This is a genomic window from Micromonospora sp. NPDC093277, assembly GCF_044765245.1.
GTDB lineage: Bacteria > Actinomycetota > Actinomycetes > Mycobacteriales > Micromonosporaceae > Micromonospora.
On record NZ_JBIWJO010000001.1, the window covers coordinates 64,649 to 86,239 of the forward strand.

The window sequence follows — 21,591 nt, forward strand, 5'->3', positions numbered from 1 at the left end:
CGGGCTCCCTCAGGCGAACACGGGGTCGGGGCGGTGGTCGGTGTCCGGCGCGGGCGGCCGGCCGAGGGCCGGGTCGTGCGCGCCCCGGGCGGCGTGCCGGGCCAGCAGCACCCAGTTGCTGACGGCGAGGGCGCCGAGCAGCAGGCTGAAGCCGATCAGCGAGGTGAGCATCAGGCCGGCGCTCACCGGCGAGACGGCCTGGTCGGTCGGCAGCAGCCCGTACGCGACCCAGGGCTGGCGTCCCACCTCGCGGGCGAGCCAGCCGAGGATCACCGCGACGAAGGGCAGTGGCAGCGAGATCAGGATCAGCCAAAGCGGGAACTTCAGCCGGATTATCCAGTCCCGCCAGAGCAGCGGCAGCAGCAGCCACGCGCAGCCGAGGCCGAAGCCGATGAGGATCATGAAGCCCAGGCCGACGTTGGACAGGACCGGCGGGGTGTAGTCGCCGGGGCCGAATCGCGTCGTCCACTCGGCGACCTGCGCGTCCTGGCCGGCGCCGCCGCCGAACTTGGTGGGCTGGAGTTCCCCGACCGGGCCGAACTGGGCGAAGCCGAAGCCCTGTACGCCGGACACCGCGAGCGCCACCGTGATCAGGCCGAGCCGCAGGGACTTGCGGAAGAGCGGGAAGTCCGGGGTGCGCCGGAGCAGGTGCCAGGCGCTGACCGCCGCCATCAGCATCCCGCCGGTGACCAGGCCCGCCATGACCACGTGCCCGAAGGCCATCCCGAGGGTGGGGTTGGTGAGCAGCGCGCCGAAGTCGGTGAGGTGGGCCACGCCGTCGCGCAGCTCGTAGCCGACCGGGTGCTGGAGCCACGAGTTGGCGACCATGACCCAGAAGGCCGAGGCGTACGCGGTGAGCGCGACGCCCCAGAGCAGCGCGAGGTGGACGCCCCGGCGCAGCCGGTGCCACCCGAAGATCCACATGCCGAGGAACGTGGATTCCAGGAAGAACGCGACCAGCGTCTCGATGGCCAGCGGTGCGCCGAAGACGTTTCCGACGTAGCGCGACAGGCCGCTCCAGTTCAGGCCGAACTGGAACTCCATCACGATCCCGGTGGCGATGCCGAGCACGTAGTTGATCACGTAGAGCTGGCCCCAGAACCGGGTCAGGCGCTCGTAGATCGGCTTGCCGGTGACGAACCCGGCGGTCTGCAACCCGACCAGCAGGGTGACCAGGCCGAGGGTGACCGCCACGAAGAGGAAGTGGATCGAGGTGGTGGTGGCGAACTGCAGACGGGCGAGGAACAGGGTGTCCATGGCCGTACTCCAAGCGTTGGCTCACTTGTCGTAGGGAGACTACACGTATGCTCGCTACATATTGTCGGCGACTGGACCGGAGACCGGGAACGCCGGCGATCAGTTCAGGAAGATGGAGATCGGCAGCGCCGCCAGGGTGGTGGTGACGGCCAGCGCGGTGGCGCCGAGCAGCCGGGGCGTCCGGTCCGGGACCAGCAGCCGCTGCACCCGTACGTCGAGGTCCCGGTCGCCGAGGCCGAGCGTGCCGGCCGGCGTGATGCGGTGCCCGGCGGCGGCGAACCGGCGCAACGCGCCGGCCAGCGGCGCCTCCGCGTGCAGCTCGCGCGCCTTGTCGTCGGCACGCATCTCGACCAGCAGGGCCACCCGCTCGTGTGCGTGGCGCACCCAGCGGAACCAGGGCAGCGCCCGGCGAAGCGCGGTGAACGGCAGCAGCACCAGGTCGTGGCGCTCCTCGGCGTGCGCCCGTTCGTGGGTGAGCACGGCCGCCAGCTCGGCGCGGTCCAGCAGGCTGAGCGTGCCGGCGCTGACCACCACCCGGGGCCGCACCCCCGGCAGGCAGTACGCCGCCGCACTCGGATGGTCGAGCACCAGCGCGCCGGGCACGGTCGGGTCCCGGCGGGCGACCAGGCTGAGCAGCTCCCGGTGCCGGCGTTGGGCGCGGAGGGCGCCGTGGATGCTGCGGACCGTCGTGGTGAGCAGCACCGCGCCGATGCCGAAGCCGACCCCGACCAGGCCGAGGTGGACCACCCCGACGCCGGCGGGCAGGCTGCCGTGGGCCAGGTCGCCGGCGAGGGCGAGCAGCGCGCTCCCGGTCGGCTGGTCGTACGCGGTCAGGCCGAGCGCCATCGGCACGCCCATCGCGGAGAGGCCGAGCGCCAACCCGATCGCCTGCCAGCAGACGATCGCCACGCGCGGGGCCTGCCAGGTCCACCGCGAAACGGCGAGGACCTGCGCGGTCAGCCAGCAGGCCAGGATGCTCGCGGCGAAGTGCACGGCGTACGCCACGGCCGCCGCCCTACCGGTCCGTCGCCTCGTCGGCCAGCGTCGGCTGCCCGGCCCGCGGGTCCTCGACCCGGTCCGTCAGCCCGGCCTCGGCGCTCAGCGCCGCGCGCAGCACCTCCGCCTCGGTGCCGGTCACCGAGCGGGCGAAGCGCACCAGCGCGGCGTCCCGGCTGCCGCCGAGGTCGAGGGCGTCGAGCATGAGCTGGGCGATGTGCGCCTCGCGGCTGGCCGCGGGCCGGTAGCGCCAGGCCCGCCCCTCCCGCCGGCGTTGCACCATGCCCTTGCCGGCGAGGCGGTCCAGCACGGTCATCACCGTGGTGTACGCCAGCTCCCGGCCGTCCAGGGCGTCGGCCACCTCGCGCACGGTGACGCCGTCCGACGCGCCCGGGTCCATGTCCCACAGCACGTCCATCACCGCACGCTCAAGATCGCCCAGCCGAGTCACCCCCCAATCCTACCCCCCGTAGTAGACCCCCCGCCCCCGCAGGTGCGAAGGGCCCTACTTCACGGAAAGAGTGGCCATCCGCCACGCGGAGACCACTCTTTCCGTTCTTTCCGTGAACTAGTGCAGATCTTGGGCGGGGCCCTGAGGGGTTACACGCCCTTGGGGTGCCAGACGGTTTTGGTTTCGAGGAGGGCGGTCATCCGGGTGGTGCCGGGGTCGGTGGACCAGTCGTGGTCGGCCGGGGCGGGCCGGAGCACCCGCTTGAGGTTCTCCGCCGCCTTGACCTCCAGCTCCGCCGCCAGCTCGGCGTCGGCCACCCCGGTCAGGTCGATCGCGTTGACGTCCATGTGCCCCGCCAGGGTCGGCACCGTCTCGGAGATCCGGCCGGTCAGGATGTTGACCACGCCGCCCGGCAGGTCGGAGGTGGCCAGCACCTCGGCCAGGGTCACCGCCGCGAGCGGCGCCGACGGGGACGAGGCGACCACCACCGTGTTGCCGGTGACGATGGCCGGAGCGACCACGCTGACCAGACCGAGCAGCGCCGGCGCCTCGGGGGCCACCACGGCCACCACGCCGGTCGGCTCGGGCGCCGACAGGTTGAAGTACGGCCCGGCCACCGGGTTCGCGCCGCCGTACACCTGGGGGAGCTTGTCCGACCAGCCGGCGTACCAGACCCAGCGGTCGATCGCGGCGTCCACCTCGCCGGCCGGGACGCCGAGCGCGACGAACTGCTCGCGGCGGCCCTCCAGCATCTCGGCGACCCGGTAGAGGATCTGACCCCGGTTGTACGCGGTCGCCCCGGCCCAGCCCTTCACGGCGGCCCGGGCGGCGACGACCGCGTCCCGCGCGTCCTTGCGGGACGCCAGTGCGACGTTGGAGTCCTGCACGATGTACGACCGTCCCGACTCGCTGCGCGGGAACTTCCCGCCGATGAAGAGCTTGTACGTCTTGCGTACCGCGACCCGCTCAGACATTGAGGTATGCCTCCAGCCCGTGCCGGCCGCCCTCGCGACCGTAGCCCGACTCCTTGTAGCCGCCGAACGGCGAGGTGGGGTCGAACTTGTTGAACGTGTTGGCCCAGACCACGCCGGCGCGGAGCCGGTCGGCCATCCACAGGATCCGGGAGCCCTTGTCGGTCCAGATCCCGGCCGACAGCCCGTACGGCGTGTTGTTCGCCTTCTCCACCGCCTCGGCCGGGGTGCGGAAGGTCAGCACGGACAGCACCGGGCCGAAGATCTCCTCGCGGGCGATCCGGTGCGCCTGGGTGACCCCGGTGAAGATGGTCGGGGCGAACCAGAAGCCGCGCTCGGGCAGCTCGCACGGCGGAGACCAGCGCTCGGCGCCCTCGGCGGCCCCGGCGTCGGAGAGTTCGCGGATCCGGGCGAGCTGGGCGGCCGAGTTGATCGCACCGATGTCGGTGTTCTTGTCCAGCGGGTCACCGACCCGGAGCTGGGCCATCCGGCGCTTGAGCGACTCCAGCACCCGGTCGGCGACCGATTCCTGCACCAGCAGCCGCGAACCGGCGCAGCAGACGTGCCCCTGGTTGAAGAAGATGCCGTTGACGATGCCCTCGACGGCCTGGTCGACCGGGGCGTCGTCGAAGACGATGTTGGCGGCCTTGCCGCCCAGCTCCAGGGTGAGCTTCTTGCGGGTGCCGGCGATCGCGCGGGCGATGGCCTTGCCGACCTCGGTGGAGCCGGTGAAGGCGACCTTGTCCACGCCGGGGTGCTCGACCAGCGCCCGGCCGGTGTCGCCGGCGCCGGTGACGATGTTGACCACGCCGGCCGGCAGGTCGGCCTGCTGGCAGATCTCGGCGAAGAGCAGCGCGGTCAGCGGGGTGGTCTCGGCCGGCTTCAGCACCACCGTGTTGCCGGCGGCCAGCGCCGGGGCGATCTTCCAGGCCAGCATGAGCAGCGGGAAGTTCCACGGGATGACCTGCGCGGCGACCCCGAGCGGCTGCGGGGCCGGCCCGAAGCCGGCGTGCGGGAGCTTGTCGGCCCAACCGGCGTAGTAGAAGAAGTGCGCGGCGACCAGCGGGACGTCGACGTCCCTGGATTCCTTGATCGGCTTGCCGTTGTCCAGCGATTCCAGCACGGCCAGCTCGCGGGAGCGCTCCTGGATGATTCGGGCGATCCGGAACAGGTACTTGGCCCGGTCGCGGCCCGGCATCGGACCCCAGACCTTCTCGTACGCCGTCCGGGCGGCGCGGACCGCGCGGTCCACGTCCTCGTTGCCGGCCTCGGCGATCTCGGCGAGGACCTCCTCCGAGGCCGGGTTGATCGACTTGAAGCTGCCGCCGTCGACCGGGTCGACGAACTTGCCGTCGACGAAGAGCCCGTACGAGGGCTTGATGTCCACCACCGAGCGCGACTCGGGGGCGGGGGCGTATTCGAACATCGCACTCAGTCCAGGGTGAAGTAGTCGGGACCGGAGTAGACGCCGGTCTTCAGCTTGGTGCGCTGCATGAGCAGGTCGTTGAGCAGGCTGGACGCGCCGAACCGGAACCAGTCCGGGTCCAGCCAGTCCGCGCCGACGGTTTCGTTGACCATGACCAGGTACTTGATCGCGTCCTTGGTGGTCTTGATGCCGCCGGCCGGCTTCACGCCGACCTGCCGCCCGGTGGCGGCGCGGAAGTCGCGGACCGCCTCCAGCATCACCAGGGTCACCGGCGGGGTGGCCGCGACCGGCACCTTGCCGGTGGAGGTCTTGATGAAGTCGCCGCCGGCCAGCATGGCCAGCCAGGAGGCCCGCCGCACGTTGTCGTACGTGATCAGCTCGCCGGTCTCCAGGATCACCTTGAGGTGGGCGTCCCCGCAGGCCTCCTTGGTGGCCACGATCTCGTCGTAGACCTCCTGGTAACGGCCGGCCAGGAACGCGCCCCGGTTGATCACCATGTCGATCTCGTCGGCGCCGGCCGCGACGGCCGCGCGGGTGTCGGCGAGCTTGACCTCCAGCGGGGCCTGGCCCGACGGGAAGGCGGTCGCCACACTGGCCAGGTGCACGCCGCTGCCGCGCAGCACCTCGGCCACGTACGGGACCATGGCGGGATAGACGCAGACCGCGCCGACGTGCGGGCAGGACGGGTCGGCCGGGTCGGGGCGCAGCGCCTTGGTGGCCAGCGCCCGCACCTTGCCGGGGGTGTCGGCCCCTTCGAGGGTGGTCAGGTCGACCATCCGGATGGCCAGGTCGATCGCCTGGGCCTTGGCGGTGGTCTTGATGGATCGGGTGCCGAGTTGTGCCGCCCGCTGCTCCGCGCCCACCTGGTCCACGCCGGGTAGGCCGTGGAGGAAGGTCCGCAGAGCGGTCTCGGATCGTCCCAGCTCGGAGAGGTCCGACCGGGCCGACGTCGGTGTCGCCGTCATGCCGTGAATAGTACGCATCTCGCAGTAGTGTGATCTTGGCCACGGCGGCCGGTCGTGGGGTGCCACACGTGAGCGAGGTCGCTGGTCAGCCGCCACGTGCGAGGCGCGGTACGGCAGCCCGGTAGGTTGGGCGTTCGTGGACGTACACGTCATTGACCACCCGCTCGCCCAGGCACGGCTGACCGCCATGCGGGATGAGGGGACCGACTCGCCGTCGTTCCGGGCCGCGCTGCGCGAACTCACCACCATGCTGGTGTACGAGGCGGCGCGCTCCTTCCCCGTCGAGAAGTACTCGATCCAGACCCCGGTCACCGCGACCGAGGGCACCCGGCTGGCGAATCCGCCGCTGCTCGTGCCGGTGCTGCGGGCCGGTCTCGGCATGGCCGATGCCGCGCTCGGCCTGCTGCCCGAGTCGTCCATGGGCTTCGTCGGCCTGGCCCGCGACGAGGAGACGTTCGAGCCGCGCGCGTACATGGAGTCGCTGCCCCGGAACCTGACCGGCCTGCCGGTGCTGGTGCTCGACCCGATGCTGGCCACCGGCGGCTCGCTGGAGCACTGCTGCCGGCTGCTCGCCGACCGCGGCTGCACCGACATCACGGTGCTCTGCGTCCTCGCCGCGCCGGTCGGCATCGAGCGGCTGGAGCGCTCCGGCCTCCCCCTGCGCCTGGTCACCGCCTCCATCGACGAGGGCCTCAACGAGCGCATGTTCATCGTGCCCGGCCTGGGCGACGCCGGCGACCGCCAGTTCGGCGGCATGCCCCGCTTCTAGTCCCCATCCCCGCGGCCCGCCGCCCCGGCCACCGCCGGGGCGGGATTCGGGCATCGTCGCCGTACCCGGCCCGCGCCCGCCGGTAATGATCCGCTCCGCCCGCAACACATACCTGGTGTCCCTGTCAGGAACTCCGGTCGGGAGAGCGATCAGATGAAGCCCGTGGGTGAGCGCGGTGAGGACTGGTTCACCAGCCTCTACGCCACGCACTACCCGGACATTGTGAGATACGGCCTGCGGCGACTTCCGAACGTCGACGCGGCCACCGAACTCGCCCAGGACGTGTTCGTCGTCGTCTGGCGTCGGCGGAGCGAGGTCCCCGAACGCCCTGTTCCGTGGCTCTATGCCGTCGCCCGCCACACCGTGGCGAACCGTTGGCGGCACGGGCGGGCGGCTCCCACCCTGCTCCCGCTCGCCGAGGCCGACCAGCTGCCGGCGGGGCTCATCGAGCCCGACGCCATGGCACCCGTGCTCGACCTGCACCGGGCGCTGCGCGAGCTGCCCGAAGCCGACCAGGAGATCCTTCGGCTGGTCGGCTGGGAAGACCTCAGCGTCACGGACGCAGCCGTCGTCATGGGCTGCACCCGGTCAGCCGCCGCGGTGCGGCTCTTTCGAGCCCGGCGTCGACTGCGTTCCGCCCTGGCCACACCCGCGCCGCTCAACAACTTCCGGTCGGTGTCCGCTCATGTCTGAAAGGAGCAGCATGCGTATCCAGCAGCAGGTTCGGGACCTCCTGGGCCCGGCCGACCCGGCGCGTGGCGTCGCCCTGCCGCCGTCGTCGCTCACCGCACACGACGTGATCTTGCGGGCGGAAACCAGCCCCGCGCCGATGCCGTCGCGCCGGCGTACGAGCCGCCGCACCGTCCTGGTCGGCGCGGCCGTCGCGGCGGCCGCGCTCGCGTCCGCCGGCCTGGTGCCGGTCCTCTGGGACGGCGGCGCACCGACGCGGCCGGTCGACGGGACCGTGCTGCAACCGGTGGGCTACGAGATCGCCACCGACGCGGAACCGGCCGGGCCGTATCTGCGGGCGCTTGCCGGACGCATCACGGCCGCACCCTACGACCGCGAGGGCGGCCGCTACGCCTACCACCGGACCAAGACCTGGGGCGGCTCAATGCAGCAGTCGAAAGAGGGGTACCTGGTCAGTGACGTGGAGGAACACCGGAGCTGGGCCACGCCCGACGGCCGCCGGTGGACGGAAGACACGATGCTGGGCATGGAGTTCCCTGACGCGGCGTCCCGGGACTACTGGACGAGGCAGCTGGCCGCGCCCGCCGTCAGCCGGGTGGCCCCATCGCCGGCAGGGCCCGTCGAGGAGCCACGGGATCCGGATCGGAACGACGGGCGGTTGCCTTCCGACCGGGCAGCACTCGCCCGACTGCTCAGGATCGACCTTCCGGCCCTCGACATGGCCGATGCCGTGTACCAGACGTACTACCGGCACCTGGTGCCGCAGCGGACCCGCGCCGACATCCTCACCATCCTTGCCGACAAGCCGGGTTTCGTGTGGCGTGGACGGGTCGTCGACCGGGCCGGCCGCCCGGGCCTGGGCGTCACCGCCGACCTCACCCTGCCGGGGGACCGGCCGGAGGACACGCAGCGCTACGAGATGTTGCTGATCTTCGATCCGAACACCGGTGAACTGCTCGCCCAGGAGTACCTGGAGCGGGCACCTGAGCAGCGCGTGCTCCACTACGGGCTGCTGCTGCAGGCCAGCCGTACCGACACGCTCGGCTGAGCGGACGGGGGGGTACGGCCGGCGTGGGCGGGGCATGCGTCCCGTCCACGCCGGCGGTCGGCCCGCCGCGCCGCGGGGAGTTCGTGCGCGGGGTCCGTGCACCCGCTAGCGTCTCCGGTCGTGACTGGTGTTGCGCTCGCCGAAGAGCTGCTGCTCCTCGCCTACGACGACGAAACCGGCAAGGCGACCATGCCCCGGATCAGCCTGGATCTCGGCATGGCCGCCGCGGTGCTGGTCGAGCTGGCCCTGGCCGGCCGGATCGCGTACACCGAGGGTGCCCTGGCGGCGATCGACCCGGCGCCGACCGGTGAACCGATCGCCGACGAGGTCCTCGCCCGGATCGCCGCCGACACCCCGCACACCCCGTCGTCCTGGGTGCAGCGGCTGCGGCACGGCCTGCGCGACCGGATCCTCGGTGACCTGTGCGGCCGGGGCGTGGTCCGGGACGTCGACGAGACCGAGCTGGGCTTCATCCACGTGCACCGGTATCCGGTCGTCGACGCCTCGGTGGAGGCGGACTCCCGCCGCCGGCTGGCCGAGGCGCTGGCCGCCGGCCAGCTCCCCGACGAGCGGACCGCCGCGCTGGCCACCCTGGTGGCGGTGCTGCGGATGGAACCGGCGCTCGGCCTGACCGGCGAGGACGCCCGGGACACCCACCGCCGGCTGGAGGAGATCGCCGGAGGAGCCGGCTTCTCCGGCACCGTCAGCCTGGACGACTCAGTGGTCCGCCCCTCCGTCAGCCTGGTGGTCGCCGCCCTGGCCCAAGCCATCGACGCCGCCCTAGGCAAACGCACGTAACCCCCACCCCCACCCCCCTGCCCCCACCCCCACCGCCCTGCCCCCACCCCCACCCCACCGCCCCACCCCCACCCCACCGCCCCGTCGATCATGAGGTTAGCGACGCCGGAGAGCGCTTTCCGTGCCGCAAACCTCATGATCACCGTGGGCGGGTGGGGGCAGGGGGCAGGGGGTGGGGCGGTGGGGGTTAGAGGGCGAGGGTGGTGGCGGTCTCGGTGCGGAGGGTGGTGGCGGCGGCCTGGGCGCGGGCGCGGGCCGCCGGGACGTCGCCGTTCGCGACCGGCTCCACCACCTCCAGGTACGCCTTCAGCTTCGGCTCGGTGCCGGAGGGGCGGATCACCACCCGGGCCGTGTCGGTACGCAGGATCACCACGTCCGCCCCGGGGAGCAGGTCGGACGTCTCGATCACCGGGTGCCCGAGCAACGAGGTCGGGATGGCCGCCCGGAGTCGCGCCATCATCTGTGCGATCTCCCGCAGGTCGTCCACCCGCACCGAGAGCTGGTCGGTGTGGTGCACGCCGAACTCGGCGGCCAGCTCGTCCAGCCGGTCGGTGAGGGTGCGGCCCTCGGCCTTCAGCCCGGCCGCCAGCTCGGCGACGGTCAGCGCGGCGGTGATGCCGTCCTTGTCGCGTACGTGCTCCGGCGCGACGCAGTAGCCGAGCGCCTCCTCGTAGCCGAAGACCAGCGGCTGGCTCCCGCCACCGGCCCGGACGATCCACTTGAACCCGGTCAGCGTCTCGTCGTACGGCAGGTTCCGGGCCGTGCACATCGCCCGCAGCAGGGACGACGACACGATGGTGGTGGCGTAGAGGCCGGCGACGCCGCGGCGCATCAGGTGGTCGGCGAGCAGCGCCCCCACCTCGTCCCCGCGCAGCATCCGCCAATTTCCCGCCGTGTCCGGGACGGCCACCGCGCAGCGGTCCGCGTCCGGGTCGTTGGCGATGGCGATGTCCGCGCCCGTCGAGCCGGCCAGCGCGACCAGCTTGTCCACCGCGCCCGGCTCCTCCGGGTTGGGGAAGTTCACCGTCGGGAAGGCCGGGTCCGGTTCGGCCTGGTCGGGCACCACGCCGGGGGTCGGGAACCCGGCCCGGGAGAAGGCGGCGGTCAGCACCGCGGCACCCACCCCGTGCAGCGGCGTGTACGCCACCTTCAGGTCACGCGGCCCGGCCGGGTCGACCACCGCGGCGGCCCGTTCCACGTACGCGGCGACCAGGTCGTCGCCGAGCATCTCGCCGGCCGGGCCGAGCGGCACCTTCGCCAGCGGGCCGACCGACCGGATGGCGGCCTCGATGCCGGCGTCGGCCGGCGGGACGATCTGCGCGCCCGCGCCGAGTTCCCCGCCGAGCTGCGCGCCCAGGTAGACCTTGTAGCCGTTGTCCTGCGGCGGGTTGTGGCTGGCGGTGACCATGACGCCGGCCACCGCGCCGAGGTGCCGCACCGCGTACGCCAGCACCGGGGTGGGCAGCGGGCGGGGCAGCACCAGGGCCGGGCGACCGGCGCCGGTGGCGACCTGTGCGGTGCGCTCCGCGAAGGCCCGCGAACCGTACCGGGCGTCGTACCCGATGACCAGCGGACCCGTGCCGCCCTGCTCGGCGAGCCAGGCGACCAGCCCGGCGGCCGCCTGGGTGACCACCGCGAGGTTCATGCCGTTCGGGCCGGCGCGCAGCGGGCCGCGCAGTCCGGCGGTGCCGAAGGTCAGTGGCCCGGCGAACCGGTCGGCCAGCTCCGGCGCGCTGCCCGGCAGCCCGTCCAGGACCGCGCGCAGCTCATCCCGGCTGGCCGGGTCGGGGTCGTCGTCGAGCCACCGGAGGGCCAGCTCGCGAAGTTCGTCAAGGTCAGTGGTATCCGCCGCCATTGCCCCTTGATAGCACGGCGGCGGATCGCCACTGTCCGTCGGCCTCGGCTCAGCTGTTCCCGGAGAGCTGGAACGACCGGACCATCGCGTCGAAGATCGGCTTGCTCTCGGCGAATTTGGCGTCGGTGGCGGAAAGGTAGAACGAGTAGGCCTTGCCGCCCTTCACCACGCCACGCCATATCCCGTGCCGCATGCTGTCGCCATCGCCACAGGTGTATTCCAGCTCTGCCGCCGACTCGCCGGCCAGCTCCTGCTCGGTCACCGACACCTCGGCGTAAGGAGTGGGGCAGACCTTGCTCGTGGCGCTCCGCTCCTTGAGGCCCTTCGAGGCGGTCTGCGCCCAGCGCTCGGAGGTGCCCGACCACGGCTCGGCGAGGAGGCGCACCTTCCGGCCGCTGTCCTCCGGGTCGACGTAGTCGGCCCAGTTGCCGGCGCTGTTGCGGTCCCAGCCCTTCGGCACCTGGATGGTGATGCCCTTGAAGGACTGCTCCTGCATCTCCACGGGCGGAGCCTCGGCGGTGGCGGTGGGCAGCGTGCTCACGATCGGCGGTCGGGGCTCGTCGCCACCGCTGGTGAGAGCGATCACGGTGATCAGCAGCAGCACGGCGACGCCGCCGGCGACCCCGAGCTGCACCTTGCGCGGCCAGCCCTTGACGGTGCCGACCAGTTGGCTGCCGACGCCGCGGGCCTTACCCAGCGCACCGTCGGCGGGCGCCGGGGCGGTGGGCCACGGCTGACCGGTGCCGGGCACCGACCACTGGGTGCCGGCGTAGACCGGCTGGGTGGCGTCGACGCCGTGGCCGTAGACCGGTTGGGTGGCGCCGGCACCATGGCCGTAGACCGGTTGGGTCGCGTCGACGCCGTGGCCGTAGACCGGTTGGGTGGCGCCGGCACCATGGCCGTAGACCGGCTGGGTCGCGTCGACACCGCGGCCGTAGACGGGCTGAGTGGCGTCCGGGTGGCCGGCCGTCAGCCGCTGGGTAGCGTCGGGCGAGATCCGCTGGGTGGCCTCCGGGACGGCGGCCGGTGCCGGCATCGCGCCGGTGGGCGTGTGCAGCGCGGCCGCGCTGGTCTCGTCGAGCGCCGCGGCGGCTGTGACGGCCTTCGGCTCGGGCTGCTCGCCCCGGCGCAGGGCGGCGAGCCGGTCGGTCAGCGACTCGCCGGGGCCGATCATCGCCCGGCCGCCGATCTGGCCGGTCGGCTTCGGCTCGGGCTCGATGATCGCGGGCGGCGTGGCCGGCCGCTGCACCGGCACCACCGCGTACGGGTCGGTGACCGAGTTGACCGCGGTGGCGTTGCTGGTCAGTGGGCCGGCGAGCAGTTCGCGCAGCATGCCCCGGGCGGTGTGCACATCCATCCGCCGGGCCGGGTCCTTCTCCAGCAGACCCATCAGCACGCGGGTCATCGGGCCGCTGCGCTGCGGTGGGGCCGGCGGGTCCTCGACCACCGCGTGCATGGTCTCGATCGGGTCGCCCTTGTCGAACGGGGGACGCCCCTCGATGGCGGTGTAGAGCGTCACGCCGAGCGAGAAGAGGTCACTCGGCGGGCCGAAATCCTGGCCCATCGCCCGCTCGGGCGAGATGAAGTGCGGCGACCCGAGGACCATGCCGGGCGTGGTGAGCTGCACGTCGGTGGGCATCCGGGCGACGCCGAAGTCGGTCAGCACGCAGCGGCCGTCGGTGCAGATCAGCACGTTGGCCGGCTTGACGTCGCGGTGCAGCACCCCGATCGCGTGCGCCACCTCCAGCGCGCCGAGCAGGGCGATGCCGATCTTGGCGACCGCGCGGGGCGCGACCGGCCCGTCCTCGATCACCATGTCGGCCAGGCTGCGCGCGTCCAGCAGTTCCATCACGATCCACGGGCGGCCACCCTCGGTGACCACGTCGTACACCTGGACCACGGCGGGGTGCTGGATCGCGGCGGCGGCGCGGGCCTCACGGAGGGTGCGCTCGTACATCGCGTCACGGTCGCTGGGGGCCAGCCCCGGAGGGAGGACGACCTCCTTGACCGCCACGTCGCGGCGCAGCAGTGTGTCCGCGGCACGCCACACCGTCCCCATGCCGCCGTTGCCCACCGGAGAGCGCAACGAGTAGCGACCGCCAATGGTCGTGCCGGGTGCCGCGCGTCCAGTGGGGGGACTGACTGGTCCGCCGCTCCACGTCGGGATCTGAGTCACAGAAAAGCCACCGGGGGATATCGAGGGGGCTGGGACACAACCCCCCTATCTTGCTGGTTCCGACGCCGGATGCGAAACCCGACGCGGCGGACGTTTACCTACTGGACGGTACGCGGTCAGCAACTCACCCCTTGCCGAGGCGCGCCGAACCCCTGGTTGTGCCCTGTCCCTCAACCATCGACGGCCCGTCGCGTCCTACCATCCGGGCATGAGCGAACGGCGGTCGAGCGAGTCCGGCTTCCCGATCAAGGGCGTCTACACGGCGGACGACCTCCCCGAGGGGTTGCCGGAGCGGCTGGGCGCCCCGGGCGGGTACCCGTACGCCCGCGGGGTCTACCCGACGATGTACACCTCCCGCCCGTGGACCATGCGGCAGTACGCCGGCTTCGGCACCGCCACCGAGTCCAACGCGCGCTACCACCAGCTGCTGCGCGCCGGCACCATGGGCCTGTCGGTCGCCTTCGACCTGCCCACCCAGATGGGGTACGACTCCGACGACGCGATCGCGCACGGCGAGGTGGGCAAGGTCGGCGTCGCCATCGACTCGATCGAGGACATGCGGCGGCTCTTCGACGGCATCCCGCTGGACCAGGTCTCCACCTCGATGACCATCAACGCGCCCGGCTCGGTGCTGCTCCTGCTCTACCAGCTCGTCGCCGAGGAGTCCGGGGTGCCGGGGGCGGCGCTCAACGGCACCATCCAGAACGACATCCTCAAGGAGTACATCGCCCGGGGGACGTACATCTTCCCGCCGAAGCCCTCGCTGCGCCTGGTGGCCGACACCTTCGCGTACTGCCGGACCGAGGTGCCGAAGTGGAACACCATCTCCATCTCCGGCTACCACATGGCCGAGGCCGGCGCGACGCCCGCGCAGGAGATTGCGTTCACCCTGGCCAACGGCGTGGAGTACGTCCGGGCCGCGGTCGCCGCCGGGCTTGCCGTGGACGACTTCGCGCCCCGGCTGTCGTTCTTCTTCGTTGCCCGGACCACCCTGCTCGAGGAGGTCGCCAAGTTCCGGGCGGCCCGGCGGATCTGGGCCCGGCTGATGCGCGACGAGTTCGGGGCGCAGAACCCGAAGTCGATGATGCTGCGGTTCCACACCCAGACCGCGGGGGTGCAGCTGACCGCCCAGCAGCCGGAGGTGAACCTGGTCCGGGTGGCGATCCAGGGCCTCGGCGCGGTGCTCGGCGGCACCCAGTCGCTGCACACCAACAGCTTCGACGAGGCGATCGCGCTGCCCACCGAGAAGGCGGCCCGGCTGGCGCTGCGTACCCAGCAGGTGCTGGCGTACGAGACGGACCTGACGGCGACCGTGGACCCGTTCGCCGGGTCGTACGTGGTGGAGGCGATGACCGCCGAGATCGAGGCGGCCGCCGACGAGCTGATGCAGCGGGTGTTCGACCACGGCTCGGCGGTGGACGCGATCGAGGCCGGCTTCCAGAAGCGGGAGATCGAGCAGTCCGCGTACCGGATCGCCCAGGAGATCGACTCGGGTGACCGGGTGGTGGTCGGGCTCAACCGGTTCCAGATCGACGAGGAGGAGCCGTACGAGCCGCTGCGGGTGGACCCGGCGATCGAGGCGGCGCAGGCGGAGCGGCTGGCGAAGCTGCGGGTCGAGCGGGACTCGGGCCCGGTCGAGCGGGCCCTCGCGGAGTTGCGCGCCGCCGCCGAGGGCACCGGGAACGTGCTCTACCCGATGAAGGAGGCGCTGCGTGCCAGGGCCACCGTCGGCGAGGTGTGCGGGACGCTGCGCGCGGTGTGGGGGACGTACCGGCCGAGCGACCGGTTCTGATCCGATGCGGTCCCGCCGGTCCCGCTCGGGGCTGACCGGCGTGCCCGTAGCGCTGTCCGAACCTCGTCTGAGCTGGGCAGACGCGCTCGTCCGGGCGTACAGTCGATGCTCTCCCCGCACGTCGGCGGAAGCGGTGGTGACGCTGCGAAGGTGCCGGCGGGCTCGTGCCCGCCGGGCCGCCTGGCGGCACCTTCGGGGTGGACCTCCCGGGCGATGTCGCCCGGCCCGTCCACCGGGGCGGGGCGGTGCCCAACCGTGGGGCGCGTGTGCGGATCGGGAATGCGGGTAACCCGATCGGGTGAACGGGACGGACAGTCTGTGCGGTCGCACTTCCGGCGGGCCTGTCACCGTCGGGAGTCGTCCGGCAGCCGACCGTTGTCGCGCAATTGTCGGAGTGGCAGTTAATTGCCGTGACTAATGCGACAATTCGGAACGGCGACCCGTGATTTGGTGACCGCTGAATCGGTTACGCGTTGTAGGAGGTGGGGGGCAGATGACGGCGTCCGACCGCGATCTACCTGCTGTCCCGCAGATACTCGAGCCCTCCCACCAGGGCATTCGTGACGCTGCGCGGTCCGATCGCTACTCGATCGACGTTGCCCAGCGTCACCGTCGGAGGTCTAGGCTGTCTGCTGTTCTGCCCGAAGATCCATCCACTTCTAGTGATCGAGAATTCGACGTGACGAGTGCGTTGACGCTGCCATCCGGCAGCCCGCTGGCGTCATCCTGGCCGGAGGCGCCATCCGGGTCCCAGCCCCTGCCTTTCGAGCTCGACCATCTGTTGGCGCTACGGGTACCCGGCCTTATCGCCACCCGACGTCACATCCACTCCCACCCGGAGCTTTCCGGCGAGGAGTTCGAGACGGCCGCGCTGATCCACCGGGAGCTCTCCCTCGCCGGGCTGAAGCCGCGCCTGCTGCCCAAAGGCAACGGCGTCATCTGCGACATCGACGGACGCCCGGACGGTCCGGTGATCGCCCTCCGCGCCGACATCGACGCCCTCCCGCTGACCGACCCCAAGGACGTGCCGTACCGGTCCACCGCGGACGGCGTCTGCCACGCCTGCGGGCACGACGTGCACACCACCGTGATGCTCGGCGTGGGCATGCTGCTCGCCCAGCTCGCCGACCTCGGCCAGCTCGACGGCCGGGTCCGGCTCATCTTCCAACCGGCCGAGGAGATCCTGCCCTGCGGCTCGCTGGAGGTCATCGAGGCGGGCGGCCTGGACGACGTGGTGCAGATCTTCGCGGTGCACTGCGACCCGAACCTGCCGGTCGGCCGGGTCGGCCTGCGGGTCGGCCCGATCACCGCCGCCGCCGACAACGTCACCGTCCGGCTCACCGGCCCGGGCGGGCACACCGCCCGCCCGCACCTCACGGTCGACCTGGTCGACGCGCTCGGTCGGCTGGTCACCGAGGTACCGGCGCTCGTCAGCCGCCGGGTGCCGGCCAACAGCGGACTGCTGCTGGTGTTCGGCCACGCCTCGGCCGGCACCCGCTACAACGTCATCCCCTCCGAGGCCTGCGCCGCCGGCACCCTGCGGGTGATGGACCGCGACACCTGGGACCAGGCCCCGAAGATCGTGGCTCAGGTGGTCCGCGACGTCATCGCGCCCACCGGCGCCACCGTCGACCTGGAGTATCTGCGCGGCCGTCCGCCGGTCACCAACGACGCCCGGGCCATCGGCGTGCTCACCGCCGCCACCGCCGCGGCCCTCGGCCCCGAGGGGATCGCGGAGACCCCGCAGAGCATGGGCGGCGAGGACTTCTCCTGGTACCTGGAGCACGTGCCGGGCGCGCTCGCCCGCCTCGGGGTCGGCCGGAACGGGCCCAACGTGGACCTGCACCGGGCCTCGTTCGACGTGGACGAGCGCGCCATCCCGGTCGGCGTACGCCTCATGGTCCAGACCGCGCTGCGGGCACTGGCGGCGGCGCGCTAGGCGTCGGACCACCCACCGGCCCGGCCGGTCCCGGCACCATCGGCGCCGGGCCGGCCGGCGGCGTCCGCCGCGCCCGCCGTCGCCGGGCCAACCGGAACAGCACCGCCGCCGGTACGCCGATCACCAGCGCGAACGGCAGCACCGCGCCCAGCACGGTGAGGGCCACGGTCAGCGTGCCCAGGAACGCCGACCAGCCGCCCCGCAGCCCGGCCAGGAAGCCCAGGTCGTTCTCCTTCTCGACGGGCGGCGCGGCGTGGGGGCCGACGAAGGTCACGGTGATCGTGGAGAGCGCGGTCAGGTCGGCGAGCCGCCGCTTCTTCGCCTCCAGCGACGCCAGGTCGGCCTCCCGCCGGCCCACCTCGTTCTCCAGCGTGACCAGGTCGTTGATCGAGTTGGCCCGGGCCAGCAGCTTCCGGGCGCTGTCCACCCGGGCCCGTTGGGTGACGATCCGGGCGTCCAGGTCGACGGTCTCCTCGGTGACGTCCTCGGTACGGATCTCGCGCCGTTCCTGCTTGCCGAGCCCGGCGAGTCCGTCGATGACCGCGGTGAACCGGTCGGCCGGCACCCGCAGGGTCAGTTCGGCCCGGGCGTCCGCCGACCCGCTGGTCCGCTGGTCGCCACCGACGAATCCACCCGCCTCACGGGTCCGGGCGGTCGCGTCGCGGGCCGCCCGGTCCACGTCGTCCACCCGGACCTGCATCGTTCCGGTGTAGATGATCGACCGCTGGTCGACCCGCAGGTCGGCCGCGCCCGACACGCCCGCCCCGGCCTTGTCCTGGTCGGCACCGGCCTGCGCCTTGGCCGCCCCCGCGTCGGCGGCCCCGCCCACGTCGGCCGCCCCGCCGACGGCGGGCCTCGCCTGGGAGTCGCTGGTCTCGTTCCCGCCGTCGGCGGAGCAGGCCGCCGCGGCCAGCACCGCCACCAGTCCCACCATCGCCAGAGCCACTGCTCCGCGACGTCCTCCTGTTGATGTCACGTCCCCGCTCCGATCCTCAGCGACCCCGCGCCGGGGTCGATACCTCGGACGCGGCGCGCCATCGCGCCGGTTCCGGCAGACTGCGCTCAGGACGTCACGATTCGATAATCGAGGAGTCACGATGCAGGTCACCAAATACGGCCACTCCTGTCTCCGGCTGGAGCACGACGGGGGAGTGGTCGTGGTGGACCCCGGGGTCTACAGCGAACCGGAGGCACTGGACGGCGCGGACGCGGTGCTGATCACCCACGAGCATCCGGACCACGTGAACGTCGAGGCGCTGACCCGGGCGCTGGAGCGGCGCCCGTTCACCGTCAACGGTCCGGCCTCGCTCGCCAGCCTCCTCGGTGACGCCGCCGAGGCGCTGGTCGTGGTCGCGCCCGGTGAGTCGTTCACCGCCGCCGGCGTCCCGGTCCGCGCGTACGGCGGGCAGCACGCCGTCATCCACCCCGACATTCCCCTGATCCAGAACGTGGGCTACCTGTTCAACGACGTCGTCTACCACCCGGGCGACTCGCTGGTCGTACCCGACGACGTCCAGGTGGACACCCTCTTCGCCCCGATCCACGCGCCCTGGTCGAAGTTCTCCGAGGTGGTCGACTTCATCCGGGCGGTGGCCCCGCGTCGCGCGTACGCGCTGCACGACGGGCTGCTCAACGGCAACGGTTTCGGCGTCTACGACCGGCAGTACACCGCGCTGTCGAAGACCGACTACCGCCGTCTCGAACCGGGCACCCGGATCGACGCCTGACCGGCGATGGCCGGGCCACCCCCGGAACTGGTCCAGCGGCTCTACGCGACGCCGCCGGACCGGTTCGTCGCGGCCCGGGACGCCGCGGTCGCCGAGGCACGCCGGGCCGGCGACCCGAAGGCGGCCCGGGAGATCGGCCGACTGCGCCGGCCCACCGTCGCCGCCTGGCTGGTCAACCTGCTGGCGATCCGCCGGCCGGAGCTGGTCGCCGACCTGGCGCAACTCGCCGAGTCGCTGCGCGTCGCCCAACGCGAACTGCGCGGCGGCAAGCTGCGCGAGCTCTCCGCACAGCGCCGGGCCGTCGTCGGCGCGCTGGTCGGCGAGGTACGCAAGCTGGCCGCCGCCGAGCCGGAGGCCCCGCCGGCCGGCAAGCTGCCGCTGGCCGAGGTGGAGGCGACGCTCAACGCCGCCCTGTCCGACACCGAGGTGGCCGAGCAGATCCGGGCCGGCCGGCTGCTCCGGTCCACCCACTACGCCGGCTTCGGCGAGGTGCCCCGGCCGCAACTGCGGCTGGTCACCGGTGGCGCGGAGGAGCCGCCCGAGCGGGCCGGGACCCGGCGGTCCCGCGACGAGCAGGCCGCCGAGCGGGCGGCCCGGGCCGAGCGGGCGAAACGCCGCCGCGCGCTGGACCGTGAACTGGCGAAGGCCCGCGGCGACCAGGACCGGGCCGAGCAGGAACTGGCCGAGGCGGTCCGGTCCGAACGGGACGGTACCGCCACGCTGGACCGGATCGAGGCCGAACTGGCCGAACTGGAACGCCGGCGGGCCGGCGCCGAACAGGAGCTGAGCCACGCCAAGCTGGCCCGCCGGGGCGCCGAACGCTCGGTCACCGCCGCCCGCCGGCGAACCGGGGAGGTGGAGGCGGCGCTGGAGGCACTGGACGCCGAAGAGGGGGATGCCGCAGACGGTGGTCACCGGGCAGACTGAGCGTGATGGATGACCAGGGTGGACGGACGGCGTGCCGGTGACGCCGGAACAGGTCGCCGCCGCCAGCAAGCCGCTGGTGCTGGAGCTCGGGGAGATGTACTCCCGTCGTCCGGCGACGCTGCGCCGCGCCCGGCTGCTCGGCATCTCGGGCTGGGCGTTCTACATCACCGGCCGGGCCGGCGCGCTCGGTGATGTCCGGGCCGAGACGGTCGCCGCCGCGCTCGGCTTCATCGCCCCGGAGGCGGTCGCCGACGGCTGGGACGCCGCCGCCCGCACCGTCCGGCCACTGGAGGTGGCCGGCGCGAACCTGGCCGAGTGCTGCCGGTGGGGTGCCGAGCAGTTGGGTGACGCGCCCCAGGCGCCCCGCCTGGCCGGCCTGCTGGAACGCGCCGCCGAGGCGGCCGACAGCAGCGGGATGCCGCTCTTCGCCGCCTGGCGGTCGATGCCGGTGCCGGACCGCTCGCCGGGCGCGCGGGCGGCCGTCGCGCTGCTGCTGCTCCGCGAGCACTTCGCCGGGGCGTACCTGCTGGCCGTCCGGGCGGCCGGGATGACCCCGCTGGAGGCGGTGCTGGCCGGGCCGGAAGGGGAGGCGGGGGCCGCCGCCTGCGGCTGGTCGCCCCCGTACCCGCCGGTCGGGCCGCTGGTGCGGCGGCGGCTCTGGGCGGAGGCGGTGACCGACCGGCTGGCCTCGGTGGCGTTCCGGGCGCTCGCCCCCGGCGAGGGCGCGGAACTGCTCAACCTGCTCACCGCCGCCAAGCTGCACCTACGCGGCGGATAAATGAGAGGCGCGGCCGTCGGAGGGCTGCCAGGATCGGCGCCGTGACGCTCCCCGCCGGTTGGACCGCCCGCCGTCCCACCCTCGACGACGTACCCGCGATCCTGAAGGTGGTGCACGCCGCCGACCTCTTCGCGGTCGGCTATCCCGACTTCGACGCCGCGGACGTCAGGTCCGTGCTGACCGCACCCTTCTTCGACCCGACCCGGGACTCCTGGCTGGTCACCGACCCGGACGGCGTCGCGGTCGCCTGGTCGATCCTCGACAACCCGACCGGGGTGGGCCGGGAGTTCGTCGACGTCCTCGTCGACCCTGACCGCGGCGCGGACCTGCGCGCCCCGCTGCTGGCCCGGGTGCTCGACCGGGTCGCCGAGCGGGCCGCCGAGCGCGGCCTGCCCGCCCTGACCGTCCGCTGCGGCGTCTTCGCTCCGGAGGTGCGCTGGGCGGCCGAACTGGTCGAGGCGGGCTTCATTCGGGTCAAGCGGTACGTCCGGATGACCCGCTCGCTGACCGACCTGCCCGCCGAGCCGGCCCCGCCGGCCGGGGTGGCCATCCGGTCACTGCGCCCCGACGACGAGGCCGACCTGCGGCTGTTCCACCGGATCTTCGACACCGCGTTCCGGGACACCCCGGACTACGAGCCGCTCGGCTTCGCGGCGTGGCGGGAGCAGCTTCCGTCGTACGGGAAGGTCTGGGACGAGTGGTTCGTCGCCGAGGTCGACGGGGAGCCGGCGGGTGCCCTCCAGTCCTCCGACCAGGCGGTGGAGCACGACATGGGCTGGGTACGCACGCTGTCGGTGCTGCCCGCGTACCGGCGGCGCGGGGTGGGGGCGGCGCTGCTGCGCCGGGCGTTCGCGGTCTATGCCGGGAGGGGGCGGGCCAAGGCGGGGCTGGGCGTCGACCTGGCCAACCCCACCGTCCCGGTGACCCTCTACCGCTCGGTCGGGCTGCGCGAGGTGCGCTGGACCGACATGTACGAGCGGACGGTCACCGCCACGGTGGTGTGACCCGTTACCCGCGCTCCGGGGT

At 72.9% G+C, this 21,591-nt stretch carries 19 protein-coding genes; 10 read left to right on the forward strand and 9 right to left on the reverse strand.

Annotated elements, in window-relative coordinates:
* Nucleotides 1–9: 9 nt before the first annotated feature.
* From ACIRG9_RS00295 to deoC, 6 genes are all read right to left on the reverse strand, one after another.
* Nucleotides 10–1,257: a cytochrome ubiquinol oxidase subunit I gene (locus ACIRG9_RS00295; protein WP_402848001.1), complete on the reverse strand. Its 1,248-nt coding sequence runs from the start codon at nt 1,255–1,257 to the stop codon at nt 10–12.
* A 99-nt stretch (nt 1,258–1,356) separates the two neighbouring features.
* Nucleotides 1,357–2,262: a M56 family metallopeptidase gene (locus ACIRG9_RS00300; RefSeq protein ID WP_402848003.1), complete on the reverse strand. Its 906-nt coding sequence runs from the start codon at nt 2,260–2,262 to the stop codon at nt 1,357–1,359.
* 10 nt (nt 2,263–2,272) lie between these two features.
* Complete coding sequence (locus ACIRG9_RS00305) at nt 2,273–2,704, reverse strand: BlaI/MecI/CopY family transcriptional regulator (protein WP_402848005.1); 432 nt, start codon at nt 2,702–2,704, stop codon at nt 2,273–2,275.
* A 149-nt stretch (nt 2,705–2,853) separates the two neighbouring features.
* Nucleotides 2,854–3,678 (reverse strand): aldehyde dehydrogenase family protein, encoded by an 825-nt coding sequence (locus ACIRG9_RS00310; RefSeq protein ID WP_402848007.1) that lies wholly within the window; start codon nt 3,676–3,678, stop codon nt 2,854–2,856.
* Nucleotides 3,671–5,101, reverse strand: a complete 1,431-nt coding sequence (locus ACIRG9_RS00315) for an aldehyde dehydrogenase family protein (RefSeq protein ID WP_402848009.1) — start codon at nt 5,099–5,101, stop codon at nt 3,671–3,673. The genes ACIRG9_RS00310 and ACIRG9_RS00315 overlap by 8 nt, the downstream gene beginning before the upstream one ends.
* 5 nt (nt 5,102–5,106) lie before the next feature.
* Nucleotides 5,107–6,066, reverse strand: a complete 960-nt coding sequence (gene deoC, locus ACIRG9_RS00320; RefSeq protein ID WP_402848011.1) for a deoxyribose-phosphate aldolase — start codon at nt 6,064–6,066, stop codon at nt 5,107–5,109.
* A gap of 136 nt (nt 6,067–6,202) precedes the next feature.
* Between deoC and upp the strand changes: the two genes are divergently transcribed.
* The 4 genes from upp to ACIRG9_RS00340 all read left to right on the forward strand — a co-directional run bounded on the left by upp (nt 6,203) and on the right by ACIRG9_RS00340 (nt 9,371).
* Nucleotides 6,203–6,835 (forward strand): uracil phosphoribosyltransferase, encoded by a 633-nt coding sequence (upp, locus tag ACIRG9_RS00325; protein WP_402848013.1) that lies wholly within the window; start codon nt 6,203–6,205, stop codon nt 6,833–6,835.
* A gap of 153 nt (nt 6,836–6,988) precedes the next feature.
* Nucleotides 6,989–7,528: an RNA polymerase sigma factor gene (locus ACIRG9_RS00330; RefSeq protein ID WP_402848015.1), complete on the forward strand. Its 540-nt coding sequence runs from the start codon at nt 6,989–6,991 to the stop codon at nt 7,526–7,528.
* 10 nt (nt 7,529–7,538) lie between these two features.
* Nucleotides 7,539–8,573, forward strand: coding sequence for a CU044_5270 family protein (locus tag ACIRG9_RS00335; protein ID WP_402848017.1), 1,035 nt, complete (start codon nt 7,539–7,541; stop codon nt 8,571–8,573).
* A gap of 120 nt (nt 8,574–8,693) precedes the next feature.
* Nucleotides 8,694–9,371: a GPP34 family phosphoprotein gene (locus ACIRG9_RS00340; RefSeq protein ID WP_402848019.1), complete on the forward strand. Its 678-nt coding sequence runs from the start codon at nt 8,694–8,696 to the stop codon at nt 9,369–9,371.
* Nucleotides 9,372–9,558: 187 nt separating this feature from the next.
* Here the strand turns inward: ACIRG9_RS00340 and ACIRG9_RS00345 are convergent, their stop codons facing one another.
* Complete coding sequence (locus tag ACIRG9_RS00345) at nt 9,559–11,226, reverse strand: phospho-sugar mutase (RefSeq protein ID WP_402848020.1); 1,668 nt, start codon at nt 11,224–11,226, stop codon at nt 9,559–9,561.
* Nucleotides 11,227–11,275: 49 nt separating this feature from the next.
* Nucleotides 11,276–13,402 (reverse strand): protein kinase, encoded by a 2,127-nt coding sequence (locus tag ACIRG9_RS00350; protein ID WP_402848022.1) that lies wholly within the window; start codon nt 13,400–13,402, stop codon nt 11,276–11,278.
* Nucleotides 13,403–13,610: 208 nt separating this feature from the next.
* Here ACIRG9_RS00350 and ACIRG9_RS00355 point away from each other — a divergent pair, with 208 nt between their 5' ends.
* Together ACIRG9_RS00355 and ACIRG9_RS00360 are read left to right on the forward strand one after the other, a co-directional pair.
* Nucleotides 13,611–15,194 carry a methylmalonyl-CoA mutase gene (locus ACIRG9_RS00355; RefSeq protein WP_402848023.1) on the forward strand — a complete coding sequence of 528 codons (1,584 nt, stop codon included), beginning with the start codon at nt 13,611–13,613 and terminating at the stop codon, nt 15,192–15,194.
* A 679-nt stretch (nt 15,195–15,873) separates the two neighbouring features.
* Complete coding sequence (locus tag ACIRG9_RS00360; protein ID WP_402848025.1) at nt 15,874–17,133, forward strand: amidohydrolase; 1,260 nt, start codon at nt 15,874–15,876, stop codon at nt 17,131–17,133.
* Here the strand turns inward: ACIRG9_RS00360 and ACIRG9_RS00365 are convergent.
* Nucleotides 17,090–18,067, reverse strand: coding sequence for a DUF4349 domain-containing protein (locus tag ACIRG9_RS00365; RefSeq protein WP_402850166.1), 978 nt, complete (start codon nt 18,065–18,067; stop codon nt 17,090–17,092). The two genes, ACIRG9_RS00360 and ACIRG9_RS00365, sit on opposite strands and share 44 nt — an antisense overlap.
* Nucleotides 18,068–18,230: 163 nt before the next feature.
* Here ACIRG9_RS00365 and ACIRG9_RS00370 point away from each other — a divergent pair, with 163 nt between their 5' ends.
* From ACIRG9_RS00370 to ACIRG9_RS00385, 4 genes are read left to right on the forward strand one after another with little or no spacing between them, the layout of a single operon-like run.
* Nucleotides 18,231–18,860, forward strand: coding sequence for an MBL fold metallo-hydrolase (locus ACIRG9_RS00370; protein WP_402848027.1), 630 nt, complete (start codon nt 18,231–18,233; stop codon nt 18,858–18,860).
* A gap of 6 nt (nt 18,861–18,866) precedes the next feature.
* On the forward strand, nt 18,867–19,787 hold the full coding sequence (locus tag ACIRG9_RS00375) for a hypothetical protein (protein ID WP_402848029.1): 921 nt from the start codon (nt 18,867–18,869) through the stop codon (nt 19,785–19,787).
* 37 nt (nt 19,788–19,824) lie between these two features.
* Nucleotides 19,825–20,565 (forward strand): hypothetical protein, encoded by a 741-nt coding sequence (locus ACIRG9_RS00380; protein ID WP_402848031.1) that lies wholly within the window; start codon nt 19,825–19,827, stop codon nt 20,563–20,565.
* 41 nt (nt 20,566–20,606) lie between these two features.
* The gene (locus tag ACIRG9_RS00385) at nt 20,607–21,569 is read left to right on the forward strand and encodes a GNAT family N-acetyltransferase (protein WP_402848033.1); all 963 of its coding nucleotides are present in this window, start codon (nt 20,607–20,609) and stop codon (nt 21,567–21,569) included.
* Nucleotides 21,570–21,591 lie beyond the last annotated feature (22 nt).